General features: G+C 65.2%; 14 protein-coding genes. 7 read left to right on the top strand and 7 right to left on the bottom strand.

Going from position 1 to position 14548, the window contains the following annotated elements; translation table 11 throughout:
* Positions 1-139: 139 nt before the first annotated feature.
* A complete protein-coding gene (locus ACETK3_RS15640) occupies positions 140-865 on the bottom strand; it encodes a beta-ketoacyl-ACP reductase (RefSeq protein ID WP_236802687.1) in 726 nt (241 codons plus the stop codon).
* A gap of 153 nt (positions 866-1018) precedes the next feature.
* On the opposite strand from ACETK3_RS15640, the gene ACETK3_RS15635 reads away from it, so the two are divergent.
* Genes ACETK3_RS15635 through ACETK3_RS15620 form a run of 4 tightly spaced genes read left to right on the top strand, consistent with a single transcriptional unit; the run spans position 1019 to position 3054 of the window.
* Positions 1019-1450 carry a DUF3099 domain-containing protein gene (locus ACETK3_RS15635; RefSeq protein WP_236802685.1) on the top strand — a complete coding sequence of 144 codons (432 nt, stop codon included), beginning with the start codon at positions 1019-1021 and terminating at the stop codon, positions 1448-1450.
* Complete coding sequence (locus ACETK3_RS15630; protein WP_236802683.1) at positions 1447-1704, top strand: hypothetical protein; 258 nt, start codon at positions 1447-1449, stop codon at positions 1702-1704. The genes ACETK3_RS15635 and ACETK3_RS15630 overlap by 4 nt, the downstream gene beginning before the upstream one ends.
* Positions 1705-2577: an SURF1 family protein gene (locus ACETK3_RS15625; protein ID WP_236821961.1), complete on the top strand. Its 873-nt coding sequence runs from the start codon at positions 1705-1707 to the stop codon at positions 2575-2577. It abuts the gene before it with no gap.
* 3 nt (positions 2578-2580) lie between these two features.
* Positions 2581-3054, top strand: coding sequence for a YbaK/EbsC family protein (locus ACETK3_RS15620; protein WP_236802679.1), 474 nt, complete (start codon positions 2581-2583; stop codon positions 3052-3054).
* Here ACETK3_RS15620 and abc-f read toward each other — a convergent pair.
* Positions 3051-4649 (bottom strand): ribosomal protection-like ABC-F family protein, encoded by a 1599-nt coding sequence (gene abc-f, locus ACETK3_RS15615; RefSeq protein ID WP_236802677.1) that lies wholly within the window; start codon positions 4647-4649, stop codon positions 3051-3053. The genes ACETK3_RS15620 and abc-f overlap by 4 nt on opposite strands.
* A 199-nt stretch (positions 4650-4848) precedes the next feature.
* On the opposite strand from abc-f, the gene ACETK3_RS15610 reads away from it, so the two are divergent.
* Positions 4849-5913: a spore photoproduct lyase family protein gene (locus ACETK3_RS15610; RefSeq protein WP_236802675.1), complete on the top strand. Its 1065-nt coding sequence runs from the start codon at positions 4849-4851 to the stop codon at positions 5911-5913.
* Between the two features lie 48 nt (positions 5914-5961).
* On the opposite strand, the gene ACETK3_RS15605 is transcribed toward ACETK3_RS15610, so the two are convergent.
* The 4 genes from ACETK3_RS15605 to ACETK3_RS15590 form a co-directional block, all read right to left on the bottom strand.
* Positions 5962-6966: a DUF808 domain-containing protein gene (locus ACETK3_RS15605; protein ID WP_236802673.1), complete on the bottom strand. Its 1005-nt coding sequence runs from the start codon at positions 6964-6966 to the stop codon at positions 5962-5964.
* Positions 6967-7088: 122 nt separating this feature from the next.
* A complete protein-coding gene (locus ACETK3_RS15600; protein WP_236802671.1) occupies positions 7089-7535 on the bottom strand; it encodes a VOC family protein in 447 nt (148 codons plus the stop codon).
* 225 nt (positions 7536-7760) lie between these two features.
* Positions 7761-8615 (bottom strand): 3-hydroxyacyl-CoA dehydrogenase, encoded by an 855-nt coding sequence (locus tag ACETK3_RS15595; RefSeq protein WP_237430444.1) that lies wholly within the window; start codon positions 8613-8615, stop codon positions 7761-7763.
* A gap of 24 nt (positions 8616-8639) precedes the next feature.
* Positions 8640-9272 carry a TetR/AcrR family transcriptional regulator gene (locus ACETK3_RS15590; RefSeq protein WP_236802666.1) on the bottom strand — a complete coding sequence of 211 codons (633 nt, stop codon included), beginning with the start codon at positions 9270-9272 and terminating at the stop codon, positions 8640-8642.
* A 69-nt stretch (positions 9273-9341) separates the two neighbouring features.
* Between ACETK3_RS15590 and ACETK3_RS15585 the strand changes: the two genes are divergently transcribed.
* Positions 9342-11750: an alpha/beta fold hydrolase gene (locus ACETK3_RS15585; protein ID WP_237430443.1), complete on the top strand. Its 2409-nt coding sequence runs from the start codon at positions 9342-9344 to the stop codon at positions 11748-11750.
* A 1110-nt stretch (positions 11751-12860) separates the two neighbouring features.
* Positions 12861-13892, top strand: coding sequence for a hypothetical protein (locus ACETK3_RS15580; RefSeq protein ID WP_373993168.1), 1032 nt, complete (start codon positions 12861-12863; stop codon positions 13890-13892).
* Between the two features lie 122 nt (positions 13893-14014).
* Here the strand turns inward: ACETK3_RS15580 and ACETK3_RS15575 are convergent, their stop codons facing one another.
* Positions 14015-14245 carry a DUF6278 family protein gene (locus ACETK3_RS15575; RefSeq protein WP_373462205.1) on the bottom strand — a complete coding sequence of 77 codons (231 nt, stop codon included), beginning with the start codon at positions 14243-14245 and terminating at the stop codon, positions 14015-14017.
* Positions 14246-14548: the final 303 nt, after the last annotated feature.

Raw genomic sequence — 14548 nt, 5'->3', positions numbered from 1 at the left:
CTAAATCGTTGTGGCCTGCAGTCCATCATGCCAGCGGCCGAAGCCGATATCCCTTGTCCGACTTCGACAAAGAAGGACCCGGCGGCTAGTTTCCCGCAGCGTCAGGGGGCGGCAGGGTCAGCGGCTGAGACCGGCAGGGTCAGTGGCCCATGCCCAGGCCGCCGTCCACCGGGATCACGGCGCCGGAGATGTAGGCGGCTTCGTCGCTTGCGATCCAGCGGACCACGTTGGCCACCTCCGCGGCCTCGGCAAAGCGTCCGGCGGGGATGCTGGACAGGTAGTCCTTCTGGGTGGCTTCGGGGAGTTCTGCCGTCATGTCGGTGTTGATGAAGCCGGGCGCCACCACGTTGGCGGTGATGCCGCGGGAACCGAGCTCGCGGGTGAGGGACCGGGCGATGCCCACCAGGCCGGCCTTGGACGCGGAGTAGTTGATCTGGCCGGGTGCGCCGTAGAGGCCGGACACCGAGGAGATGAGGACAACGCGGCCCTTCCGCAGACGGATCATGCCCTTGGACGCGCGCTTGATGACCCGGAAGGCCCCGGTCAGGTTGGTGTCGATGACCGAGGTGAAGTCGTCCTCGCTCATGCGCAGGAGCAGGGTGTCCTTGGTGATGCCGGCGTTGGCCACCAGGACTTCCACGGGGCCATGCGCCGCTTCCACTTCCTTGAAGGCAGCATCCACCGAGGCTTCATCAGTAACGTCCGCCTTGACGCCGAGGATTCCCTCCGGAAGCTGCGTTTCGCTGCGGTAGGTCACGGCCACCTTGTCACCGTTGGCGAGGAACGCCTGCGCGATGGCAAGGCCGATGCCGCGGTTGCCGCCGGTCACCAGGACACTGCGGGGGGCGGACGCTGTTTCAGTCATGGGGATGCTCCGAAATTCTGCGGCAGGCTGTGCCGCGCTAGCGGGGTGTGGTTTGGGCTGCCTCCGATCTTAGCGGCAGGCCTGCGGCGGGTTTGGGCAGCACTGCCGATGGTGCGAGAATTAAGGGAAGCCTTTGGAGCGTGATCATCCACCGTGACCCTTGAAAACCATGCGGGACGTTCCGCGCCCGAAGAACCGGGCCGGTTCTCCGGCGACGCCGAGGTCCACAGCATTACGGACGCCGCGGCCGCACATTCGGAAGATATGCGCCAGCGGATGATCAAGTACGCCCTGGCCATGGGGATCCGCATGGTCTGCCTGATCCTGATTTTCGTGGTGGACGGGTGGTTCAAGATCATTGCGGTGGCGGGAGCAGTTTTCCTGCCGTGGATTGCGGTGGTCATCGCCAACGGCAGCGACAAGGCGGAGACGCCCAGCGACTTGCTGCTGGACTCGGCCCCGTTGGCCGAGCTCGAAAGCCCGCCTCCCCCGGCCACCGACGAAAAACCGGAAAGCGCCGTGCTCCAGGGCGAGCTGGTGAAGGACGATGACCAGGAGCGCGGAGAGCAGGGGCAGGCCAAATGAGCATTTTCGATTTTGCAGCAGGATCCGACGTCGTTTCTGAGACCGCCCTGTGCTCGCGGAAGGCGTGCAGGGCGCAGGCGTCCTGGCAGCTTCTCTGGAACAACCCCAAAATCCACACACCCGAGCGGCGAAAGACCTGGCTGGCCTGCGCCGACCACCGGGCATGGCTGGAGGACTACCTGCAGACGCGCGGGCTCTGGAAGGAAACCCTCCCCCTCGCCGGCGACGGCGGATCGCTGGAGCAGGACATCTGAATGTACCGTTTCCTTTTTTCCAGCAAGTGGCTGGGCTATCTCCTGCTGGCCGCCATCTTTGCCACCGCATGTGTTTTCCTGGGCCGCTGGCAGATGGACCGCCGTGCGGAGACCCTGGCCGAAATCAACCGGGTGGTCAGCAATTACTCGGCAACTCCCATCCCTTTCGAGCAGGCACGGGACCAGTTCAACCACCTGGACCCGGCCAAGGAGTGGACCCAGGTCGAGCTCAAGGGAACCTATGACGCCGCCGGGGAACGGATCGTGCGCAACCGGCCTCTCAACGGTCAGCCCGGCTACGAGGTAGTGGTCCCCTTCCGCCTCACCACCGGTGAGACAGTCGTCATCGACCGGGGCTGGTTGCCCATCGGCAACAAGAATCCGGGCAGCCCCGATTCGGTGCCTGCCCCTCCCCAGGGTGAGGTGACCGCCGTCGTGCGCTTGAAGCATGGTGAGCCGGAGCTTCAGCGCGGGGCCCCCGAAGGGCAACTGGCGTCCATCGATCTCCCCACGTACGCCGCGCAGCTGGGCTACCCGCTGATGACGGGCGCGTACGGCCAGCTCGCCTCGGAAACACCGCCGGCAGCCGCGATGCCCGTTGCCTTCCCCAAGCCGTCGACGGATGAGGGGACGCACCTGTCCTACTCCCTGCAGTGGTTCGCTTTCGGCGTTCTCATGTTCGTCGGGTTCGGCTACGCGGCGCGGCAGCAGGCACGGAACGCGGCGATCGACGCCGAGGACGAGGAGCTGATTGACGATGGGGCCATGCATGCTGCGGTGGCCCCCCGCCGTCGGCCGGCTGCACCCCGAAAGCGCAAGAAGGCGACCGCCGAGGAAGAAGAAGACGCTCTCCTGGACGCGCAGGGCTACTGAGGCATGGAGTACGACGGCGGCCCGGTCTCCTTGGTGCGCTCCGCTCTGGTGGCGGCGGGGCTCGCCGACACCGTGCGCACCTTTCCGTCGGGAGTACCCACGGCAGCCGCAGCAGCTGAGGCCCTCGAATGTGACCTTGCAGCCATCACCAACAGCCTTGTCTTCGAACTCGGCGGGGAGCCGCTGCTGATCCTGGCCAGCGGCGCCGCGCGCGTGGACACAGCGCTGGTATCAACGCAGCTGGGCGCAGGGAAGATCCGCCGCGCCTCCCCCGCCTTCGTGCTGGAACATACGGGCCAGGAGGTAGGTGGCGTAGCCCCGGTGGGCCACCCCAAAGGGATCCGCACCCTGCTGGACGAGTCCCTGCGGCGCCACGAGCTGCTGTGGGCCGGAGCGGGAGACCACAACTCCATGTTCAGCATCACCTACCAACAGCTCCGGAGCCTTACCGCGGCGCTGGAGCTGCAGGTGCGCTAAGCCAGAGTGATGAGGTCCAGGTAGTCCTCGTTCCAGAGGTCCTCGACGCCGTCCGGAAGCATGACTACGCGTTCCGGGTTCAGGGCTTCGACCGCACCTTCGTCGTGGCTGACCAGGACAACGGCGCCGGTGTAATTGCGCAGGGCGCCCAGGATTTCGGCGCGGCTGGCGGGGTCGAGGTTGTTGGTGGGCTCGTCGAGGAGCAGCACGTTGGCGCTGGAGGCAACGATGGTGGCGAGAGCCAGGCGGGTCTTCTCGCCGCCGGAGAGCACACCCGCAGGCTTGTCCACGTCGTCACCGGAGAACAGGAACGAGCCAAGGATGCCGCGCACCTCGGCGTCCTTCATATCGGGCGCGGCGGAGCGCATGTTCTCCAGCACAGTCCGGTTGTGGTCCAGGGTTTCGTGTTCCTGGGCGTAGTAGCCAACCTTCAAGCCGTGGCCGGGGATGACTTCGCCGGTGTCGGGAATGTCCACGCCGGCGAGCATCCGCAGCAGAGTGGTCTTTCCGGCACCATTGAGGCCCAGGATGACCACTTTGGAACCGCGGTCGATGGCCAGGTCGACGTCGGTGAAGATCTCCAGCGAGCCGTAGGACTTGCTGAGCCCGTCCGCGGTGAGCGGGGTCTTGCCACAGGGTGCGGGGTCCGGGAACCGCAGCGCTGCCACCCGGTCCTGCTCGCGGACCGCTTCCAGCCCGCTGAGCAGGCGCTCGGCGCGCTTGGCCATGTTCTGCGCGGCAACGGCCTTGGTGGCCTTGGCCCGCATCTTGTTGGCCTGGTCCATGAGGACCTGCGCCTTCTTCTCAGCGTTGGCGCGTTCCCGCTTCCGGGCGCGCTCGTCGGTCTCCCGCTGAAGGAGGTAGCGCTTCCAGTCCATGTTGTAAAAGTCGATCTGGGCACGGTTGGCGTCCAGCAGGAACACCTTGTTGACGGTGGCTTCCAGCAGGTCCGTGTCGTGGCTGATGACGATCAGGCCGCCCTGGTGGTTCTTGAGGAAGTCACGCAGCCAGGCGATGGAATCGGCGTCAAGGTGGTTGGTGGGTTCGTCCAGGAGCATCGTCTCGGCGTCCGAGTAGAGGATGCGGGCCAGTTCGACACGGCGCCGCTGGCCGCCCGAGAGCGTCTTGAGCGGCTGGTTCAGCAGCCGGTCCGGGAGCGCAAGGTTGGAACAGATCGACGCAGCTTCGGCTTCCGCTGCGTAACCGCCGGCTGCGAGGAACTCGGATTCCAGCCGGTCATACCGGCCCATGGCCTTCCGCTGCACTTCGGCGTCCTCGCTGGCCATTTCGTCGTGGGCCTTCCGAAGCTTACCGACGACGACGTCCAGGCCACGGGCGGACAGGATGCGGTCCCGTGCCAACTGCTCCATGTCCGGGGTACGGGGATCCTGGGGCAGGTAGCCGATCTCCCCGCTGCGGGTGACCTTACCGGCGGCGGGAAGGCCTTCGCCTGCGAGGACGCGGGTCAGCGTAGTCTTGCCGGCACCGTTCCGGCCGACAAGGCCGATCTTGTCTCCCTTGTCGATGCGGAAGCTCACCTGGTCCATCAGGAGCCGGGCACCGGCGCGCAGTTCAAGATCCTGGACAGTAATCACAGCAGGTAAGGCCTTTCACAACAGGGAACGCCACGGTCCGCGCACGGAGTGCCAGGGGACGCTGGGGCAGAGTGGCCGGAGAACGGCACATCCCAGTCTACCGTCCGGCAGGCGGCGGTCCATCCATACTGCATACAGGGGAAGGATGCCGTCGGCTTAACTGCCGTTTCGGGCCCGGTCCGTCAAGGACAATGAGGACATGGAATTCGACCGGCTGCTGCAAATCCGCCGCATTTACGCGCAGCCTGCAGCCTTGGAGCTGCCGCGCGGGCGGGAGATCGTGGCACGGTGGCCGGGAGCCGACGTCGTTCCCGTGGAGAGCCATTGGAACATTCCCGACCTCCACGGCGACGAAACCAACGTGCCGCGGTGGTCCCGGATCAAAACCGAGGCGCTGGTCCTCGGGGTCAAGAAGTCCCTGACCGTGAAGCCGAACGGCAGGTCAGCGGACTTCATTGCCCCCTCCACGGCCAACGGATGTGCCATGGCGTGCGCCTACTGCTACGTTCCGCGGCACAAGGGCTACAGCAACCCGGTCACCGTTTTCGCCAATATCGACCAGATCGCCGGGACGCTGGAACGGCACGCCACGCGCCAGGGACTCAAGCTGGAGCCTAACCAGTGCGACCCCGAGCTCTGGGTCTATGACATTGGCGAAAACAGCGACTGCTCGGTGGACGCGCTGATCAGCGACAACGTGGAGGACCTTGTCACGCTGTTCCGGGAACTGCCCAATGCCAAGCTGTCCTTCGCCACAAAGTTCGTCAACCGGCACATGCTCGGCTGGAACCACGGGGGCCACACCAGGGTCCGCTTCTCGCTGATGCCGGCGGACCTGGCGAAGTCAGTCGATGTGCGGACGTCCCCGGTGGCCGAGCGGCTGGCCGCCATTAACGATTTCGTCGACGCCGGGTACGAGGTACATGTGAACTTCTCCCCCGTGATCATTACCGACACGTGGCTGGCCGACTGGGAGGAGCTGCTGCGCCAGTTGGACGCCGCCCTGACCCCTGCAGCCAAGGCGCAGCTGGCCGCCGAGGTCATTTTCCTGACCCACAATGAGCAACTGCACGAGGTCAACCTGGGCTGGCACCCGCAGGCCGAAAACGTCCTGTGGCGCCCTGACCTCCAGGAGGCCAAAGTCTCCTCGAATGGTTTCAGCAATGTCCGGTACCGGGCGCGCGCCAAGGCAGGCTACGTCCAGCAACTGACTGCGCTGATCGGCAGGATCGCACCGTACTGCCGGATCCGGTACGCGTTCTAAGCACCGCGCTTCCCGGCCCGCTGGCCCGGCCCGCGATGGAACGGAAGACTAATGGCCCGCGGGACCACCGCCGTCGGGCGTTTCTCCTGCCGCGCCGTGCCCGTGATCCTTCGCCTTGCCGAAGGGCAGCACTTTCAGCAGCGGGCCAATGACAGCCATGACCACCAGGCCCCAGGCGAGCCCGATCACCGCTGAGCACAGGGTGTCCACGAGCCAGGCCAGGAAGCCGCCAACAACGGCAACGCCCGCCACCGGGTGCTCGAGTGCGTGGATCAAGTCATAGGGCGCGTGCCAGCCAAGGTCGTGTGCCCCCTGCACCATAATGTGGCCGCCTACCCAGAGCATCGCGATCGTTCCCACGAAGGTAATCGCAGCCAGTACGGCCGGCATGCCCCTTACCAGGAGGTGGCCAAAGCGCTTGGCGCGCGCAGAATCCTTGGCGGCAAGATGGACTCCAATATCGTCCATCTTCACGATCAGCCCGACGGCGCCGTACACAAGCACTGTGATGGCAATCGCCACCAGGACCAGAATGAAAGCCCGGACCCAAATGGATTCCGTCGCCACCTCGTTCATGGAGATGACCATGATTTCGCAGGACAGGATGAAGTCGGTGGTGATAGCGCCCTTGACGACAGTGGCCTCCGCGTCATGCCCGCGTTCCACAGCCGGCGCTTCCTCGGCCTCATGGTGGCCGCCGCGCAGCTTGTGCCAGACCTTCTCCGCGCCCTCATAGCAGAGGTACGTGCCGCCCAGCATCAGGATGAACGGGATGATCCAAGGGATGAAGGCGCTGATCAGCAGGAGCGCCGGGAGAATGATCAGGAGTTTGTTCCGGATGGAGCCCCAGAAGATCTTCTTGATCATGGGCAGCTCGCGCGACGGGTCCGCCCCGGACACGTACTGCGGGGTGACGGCGGCGTCGTCAATTACGACGCCGGCGGCCTTGGTACCAGCCTTGGCGGCACCGGCTGCCACATCGTCTACCGAGGCTGCCGCGATGCGGGCCAGGGCGGCGACGTCGTCCAGCAGGGCGACGAGCCCGCCGCTCACAGGTGGCCTCCGCCTGGCTGGGGACCGGACGGTTTTGCGTGGGTGGGTGCGTGCGTGATGGGCATCTTCGGAGTATATGGCAGCAGGGCGTAGGCCCTCTCACCCGCACGGGGGCGAGGTGCTCAGTTTCCGGTGGACTTCTTGAGTTCCTGGGCGAACATCACAATGATGCCGCTGGGACCACGGACGTAAGTCAGCTTGTAAATGTCTCCGTAGGTTGCGACGCCCCGCAGCGGGTGGCATCCATGCTTCGCGGCGATCTCCAGCGCGGCGTCAATGTCGTCGACCGAGAAGGCAACGCGGTGCATTCCGATTTCGTTCGGCAGTGTGGGGTGTGTGTCGATGGCGGCAGGATGGATGTACTCGAAGAGCTCAAGCTGGCCTCTGCCGTCCGGGGTCTGGAGCACTGCGATTTTTGCGTGGTTGCCGTCAAGGCCCACGGCGGTGTCGGCCCACTCCCCGCTGACGGTGTCACGGCCCAGGACCGTAAGCCCGAGGTCAGTGAAGAACGCGATGGCCTCTTCCAGGTCACGAACCGCGATTCCGACGTTCTCAAGTTTGATGGGCATGTGCCACAGGCTACCAACTCACGAAGTCCTGGTCAGTGGACCGAGTACCTGACAAGGTGATCCATTTGTGCGGCCACAACGTGACCGTCGAGGGAGGCATAAGCCCATCCTTTGCCGGACAACCACTTGCTGCCTGCAGCCGGAGGGCAATGAGTTCTGCCCGCCCTCGCGGTCGGTCCAAGACCTGGAACGGGAAGAACTGCAGCAGCACTAAAGGTCCTCGACTCAGTACTTGTAGAAGCCCTCCCCCGAGGCGACCCCCAGCTTGCCCTGGTCGATGTAGTGCTCCTTCAGGTACTGGGCGAATGCCTGGGAACCGGCATCCGGCGAGGCCGAGGCGATGTTGTACGCCGTGGTGAGGCCGACGACGTCGTAGATCTGGAACGGTCCGCTCGGGGCGCCCGTGGCGATGCGCCAGGTCTTGTCAATGGTGCGCGGGTCGGCCACGCCCTGCAGCAGCAGTCCGGCGGCCGCGTTCAGCAGCGGAACCAGCAGCGAGTTCAGGACGTAGCCGGCCTTCTCCTTCTTGATCTCGATCGGTTCCAGTCCGCTGTTCCGGGCAAAGTCGACGACAGCGGCGTACACCGCCGGGTCCGTCTCCGCGGTGCCCATGACCTCGGCGATGTTCTGCGCCCAGATGTTGTTGGCGTAATGGAGCGCGAGGAAGCGGTCCGGGCGTCCGGTGAAGTCTTTCAGGTCACTGGGCAGCAGGGTGGATGAGTTGGTCGCGAAGATGGCCTTGGCCGGCGCCAGTTCCGCGAGCTTGCGGTAGACGTCGCGTTTGAGTTCCAGCAGTTCGGGAACGGCTTCGATCACGAGGTCCGCGTCGACGACGGCGTCCCCCAGGTCTGCGGTGAGGCGGAGGTTTGCCAGGGCTGCTTCGGTCTTGCCCTCGGAGGCGCCGGCAATCTGTGCCCGGTAGATGCCGGCGAGGCGGGCGAAACGGTCCCGCGCCTTGGCAAGTGCGTCCTCATCGACGTCGTAGGCGGTGACTGCGAAACCGTGGAATGCGGCCTGGAAGGCGATCTGGGAGCCGAGCACCCCTGTGCCGAGCACGGTGAGCGTCTTGATGGAGGGCATTATGGTTTCCTTTCGGCGCCGGCCTTAGCGGCCGCCGGGGTTGTCGGACCCGTAGATACTGCGGATCCAGATGGTTGACAGGATGTCCAGGGCGGCGGTCTCCGCGATGGCAGGACTCTCCCGGTTGAGGGCAGCAGTAATGACCCGTTCGTTCATCAGGTTCAGGCTCACCGCGAGGTCGTGCGCGTCGGTGCCCGCCGGCGCGGCCCCGCGGGCCTGCTCGGCACGGATAACGTCGCTTGAGAAGTCGACCCAGGACTGCATCGACCTGGACCACAGCCCGCGCACCTCGTCGTTTCGGGTGCGCGCCCCGATGGCGGCGGTCGACACACCGCGGTGCGAGACAAACACCTCAACGAACATTCCGATGGAACGGGTCCACGCACCCGCGGGGTCGCTCTCGAAATCGCGCGGCAGGTGCCCCACCCGGTGCTCGACCTCGTTGATAACCCGGTCCAGCAGGGCCAGCAGCACGGCATCTTTCGAGGGGAAGTAGAAGTAAAAAGTGGGGCGCGAAATGCCGGCACCCCGGGCCAGATCCTCGATGGAGACCTCGTCAAAGGCACGGTTTGCCAGGAGGGCCTCGGCGGTGACCAGGATTGCGTCCTGGCGCTCATCGCCCGAAACCCTCGCGCTGCGTCTTCCTCTTTGAGCCATGCGCCCATCCTAGCCCCGGTTCTCAACACGGTGTTGACTATCTCAACATTAAGTCGATAGCTTGGCGGCATGAGCGAGCACGTAGATGTGTTGATTGTCGGCGCCGGGCTGAGCGGTGTGGGTTTCGCCAGCCGGCTGAAGCGCGAGGTACCCGGAAAAACCTTCACCGTAGTGGAGTCGAGGAACGCCGTCGGGGGTACCTGGGACCTGTTCCGGTACCCCGGGATCCGGTCCGACAGCGACATGTACACGCTCGGCTACTCCTTCCGGCCCTGGGCCGGCGCCAACGCGATCGCGGACGGCGAGTCCATCCGCGAGTACATCGAGGCAACGGTCGCCGACGAGGGCCTGGCGCCGCGGATCCGGCTGAACACCAGGGTCATTTCCGCCTCATGGTCAAGCGAAACCGCACTGTGGACCGTGACGGCGGTCCACACGTCCGGGGGCGAGTTCCGGTCCGGCGACACCGACTCCTCCCCCGAGCCACTCACCTTCACCTGCTCGTTCCTGTCCGTCTGTTCCGGCTACTACCGCTATGACGAGGCCTTCACCCCGGCCATCAACGGGGCCGACACCTTTGCCGGAACGATCGTCCACCCGCAGCACTGGCCGGCCGACCTCGACTATGAGGGAAAGCAGGTGGTGGTCATCGGCAGCGGCGCCACGGCCGTGACGCTGGTGCCGTCCATGGCAAAGTCGGCGGCCAAGGTAACGATGCTGCAGCGCTCCCCCACCTACATCGCCCCCGTGCCCGCGCGGGACCACCTGGCCGACCGCCTCCGGGGCAAGCTGCCCGCGCAACTGGCATACGACGTCGTACGCTCCAAGAACATTCTCTTCTCCATGTTCACCTACCAGCTCAGCCGACGGCGGCCCGAGACGATGAAGGCGATCCTGCGCAAGTCGGCAGTAGCCAAACTGCCGGCGGGCTTCCCGGTGGACACGCACCTGGCCCCGTCGTACCAGCCGTGGGACCAGCGGGTCTGCGCGATCCCCAACGGGGACCTGTACCGGGCCATCAGTGCCGGCACTGCCGAGATCGTGACCGACACGATCTCCCGGATCACCCCGGACGGGATTGACCTGGCCTCCGGCACATCGCTGCCCGCCGACGTCATTGTCACGGCCACGGGACTGAACCTGCTGGTGATCGGCGGCATGAAGCTCTCCGTCGACGGCGAGCCTGTGGACGTTGGCAGGACTCTAACCTACAAGGGCATGATGCTGGAGGGGGTCCCGAATTTCGCCCTCACCATCGGCTACACCAACGCGTCCTGGACCCTGAAGGCGGACCTGGTCGCCGGGTACATCTGCAGGCTGATCAAGCATCTGGACCGCCGGAACCTTCAGTGGCTGGTACCCGCGGCACCCGCCGACGTCGCCAACGGCTCGCTGTCCTCGCTGATCGACCTGAAGGCCGGCTACATTTTCCGCGGCGCCGACCAGTTGCCCCGGCAGGGCGCAGGCTCGCCGTGGCGGCTGCACCAGAACTACTTCCGCGACTTCGCCCTGCTCCGGTCCGGCCGGCTGACCGACCACGTCCGGTTCGGCCGGCGGGGGCAGCCGGTGCGGAAAACCGCCCGGCAACCCGCGGCCCCGGCCCGGGATCCCCTCGCGCTGCCGGGGACGGGCCATGTCACCGTCGCGGGGACACGGCTGCGCTACCGGAAGACCGGCAGTGGGGATCCGGTCCTGCTGCTGCACGGCATCGGCCAGAGCCTCGAGGACTGGAACGAACAGCACGATCGGCTCTCGGACCGCCACACGGTCTACAGCGTCGACCTGCCAGGCTTCGCGTACTCCGAACGGCTCCCCGGCACGACCACGCTCGCAAAGCTGGCCGGGATCCTGCCGGCCTTCCTGGACGCCGTCGGGGTTACCGGGCCGCTGCCCGTGATGGGCAACTCGCTCGGCGGTGCCGTGGCCATGAAGCTGGCCGCCGACCATCCGGACCGCGTCTCCGCGCTCGTGCTGGCCAACAGCGCCGGATTCGGCCAGGAAGTGGCACTGGTCCTTCGCCTCCTTGCGGTCCGCCCGCTCGCGGCCCTGCTCCTGCGGCCCGACGAGAAAGCATCACGCCGGACGGTACAGTCGCTCTTCTACGACAAAACGCTGGTCACGGACGACCGCATCGGCCACGCGCTCGCCCTGTCGCAGCGGGAGGCGCACCGCCGGACGCTGGTCGACGTCGCCCGCGACCTGGGAACGATTTCCGGTGTCCGGGCTGAGTGGCGCACCGCTCTGATCGGCGCGCTCGCCAAGTCAGACGTTCCGGCGCTGGTGGTGTGGGGCGACCACGACCACATCCTGCCGTTCAGCCACCTTGAAGCGGCCGCCGCGGCGCTGCCCCGCGCCGAGTCGCACGTCTTCGCCAAGACCGGGCACATGCCGCAGATCGAACGGCCTGACGAGTTCGCGGCGGTAGTCGAGGACTTCCTCACGAGGGTCTCCGCCGACCGTCAAGCGGCCAGCATCTAAGGGCGCTTCTCGTCGTCGGCCTCTCGGCATGCGGGCGCTGCGGTAGCCGGTCTCACCGTCGGCCTCTATACATGCCGGCTGCAGCGGGGGCACCTGCCGTCGCCCGCCGGGCCGGGTCGTGGCGGCCAAACTCTTGGCCGCCTTCTATTGGCCTGTCTCAGCGCTATGCATACATAGCTGTAGCCCGGGCAGCAGCAGGTCCGGCGGCACCTGGGTCATGCCGTAGAGCAGCAGGCCCATCGAGACGACCATGACGCATACGCCGCGAACGTCCATGGACGGCGGGCACGAGTGCCTATTGCATCCCCCATGTCATGGAAGGCACTCCAGCGGTTTCGATGGTCTTCGCCGGGAACCGAGAGATTGCAACACTTGGACAGCAAGTGTCAGGGGCCGCAAGCCGATCCTCAAATGCGTGTGCCTTTTTGTAGTGGTGCGTCTCCCGCCACCTGATGGTCGACGGCCCGTGGTCCGGAGTCTACACGCGGCAGTCAGCTTCGCGTGATCGGCTGGAAGCCGCACCGGGAACAGGTATTCGAGGTGTTCACAACGCGCGGACTGTGCTGTGCGGATCCATATCAGGGGGCTCGACCTCCGGAACCGCTGTGCATCTGGCTCAAAGCCTCATCTACAGGATCAGGATGGAGGGCTTCCCCTCTGCGGTAACGGAGCCCTGCTGGCCTTGCCGGGAGGAAGCGTCCTCTGGGGTCGAGATCAGCGCGCTCGGCCTGAACGCGCTCATCATCTCCCGATGCGTTACCGTCATGCGGATGAAAAAGGTCGCCGCTTATCCCGCGTCTGCCGAATGGACCAACTGACAAGGCGATCTTTCGCCTTCGGGGATAGACCGACGGCAGTATGCTCTTCGAAGGTCTTCGTCTTGCAAGGTTTGGGGGTAGGTGCATGCGGTTCACCGCGGGTATAGCTGTGGCTGTCGCTGGCAGCATCTTGATGATTGGTGCTGCCCCGTCGATGGCATCAGGGGATTTGGTTTATGTTGACCAATTCCCTCTCGGCGTTGTCGTCGACACCGAGGGCACTGCTTACATTGGCGATACCGGAGGAGTTCACGTTCTTCCCAAGGGCGCGAGCACGCCAACCAAGACGCTCATGACAGGTGTCAACCCGAAGGGAATGGCATTGTCTGCGGATGGCACCCTGTTTGTCGAGGGGCCCACCTTCGGGGACCGACCACACGAAGAGCTGACGGTAATACCGAAGGGCGCCTCAGCCGTGGCGCGCACAATTCCCCTCAGTTTCAGCGCCCACCTCATATCCGCCGCTGCCGACGGCACTGTTTTTGTTCCCAACCCAGAACTGGGGACGGTGTCAATCATCCCGCCAGGAGCCGACGCGCCGGCTCAAGAGGTTACCGTCGGCCCGACTCCCAGGGAAGTAGCCGTAGCCCAGGACGGCACCGCCTACGTGACCAACCAGGACGGCGGGACCGTCTCGGTCATCGCCCCGACCGCCGGCACGGTTTCCCGCACCATTGACGTCAGGAAGACACCTGACAGCGCTGGCGCTCCCCACGGGATTGCAGTAGGCCCGGATGGCGCGGTCTACGTCACCAACATCACCTCAAACGACGTCGCGGTGATCAAGCCGGGAGAGTCAGTTGTGTCCTACCGGGTGCCGGTTCCGGGCGGGCCAAAGGAAATCGCTGTCGGCCCGGACAGCGCTGTCTATGTTCTTTCCGAGGCCAGCAGCCTCAACGTCATCGCACCAGGTGAAACGAGTGTCCGCCGCAGCCAGCCGACGGCCCGGAACCCCGGGCATCTCGCCGTCGCTCCCAACGGGTCCGTCCTGGTCACCAACACCGCCGATATGTCCGTGACGGTCTTCCCAGCCCAGGACCTGGGCATCCCCGCGCTGGCGGCTGTCAAGGCCCAAGCTGCTGAGGCTGAGGCAAAAGCAACAGAACCCTCGGCTCAGGCAGACACCACGGGGAACGGCATCATGTCCGACCTTCCCGTCATCGTCGGCACCGTGGCGGCAGCCATCCTCGTAGGGGCCGCCGCGCTGATCCTGGTCGGCAGAAGGCGCAGGCGTTCCGAAGCTGCCCACGATGCAGCCACATTAGAGCCATCGGCAGAGGATCCTGAAAGATCTGCAGTCCCTTCGGATCACACACCAAACTGAGCGTCCGGGTTTCCTTGGTGCGGCCAACGGCCCTTCCGTGTTCGACAAGGATCTTTCACAGGACTCGTGGAGGCCGGTCCTCGGCTGGCAGGGACGCACTGATCCTCACAGACCTGGTAACCTCACGTCCCTTGAGGTTCGTCGCGGCCAATGTGATCGAGTGCGTGATCGTAATTCATCGCCAGGGTCGGCAGCCCCGCATCAAGCCGTCGTTGAGCCACCTGAATAACCGAAACACTTGTGTTCCTGCTTATGCGGACTATTGGTGAGCCCTCTTCGACAACTTCCCAGTGGGCTCCCGGGATGGTGTGAGTGAGAACGTCTCCGTAGAACATGCCAATTGAGTATGTCAACCCGATCCAGGACCACTGAGACGGTCCGAATCAGGACCGGCCTGACCCGGCAACCCCAGCTGATGAGTGACTCGATGGTCGCGGGAACCTGGTCGGAATCGGGATCGGAATCAACGAGACACTTGGCGTCCGGCCGGGCGACGAGCTCGCGGGTATCGAAGACTGCAAATTCCAGGTAAAGGGGCTCTTCGCGGTTGATGGGGAATTGAGTTCGTGTCGTTGAAGACAAAGGGGCCCGTGGCCCTGTTGGGATGAGTGTGTCTAAGCATTCAACCTGGAACAGGACCACGAGCCTTGAACGAG

Source organism: Arthrobacter sp. E44, assembly GCF_041877125.1.
GTDB lineage: Bacteria > Actinomycetota > Actinomycetes > Actinomycetales > Micrococcaceae > Arthrobacter.
Note: the sequence above shows the minus strand (reverse complement) of the source record. Positions and strands in the feature narration are given on the sequence as shown.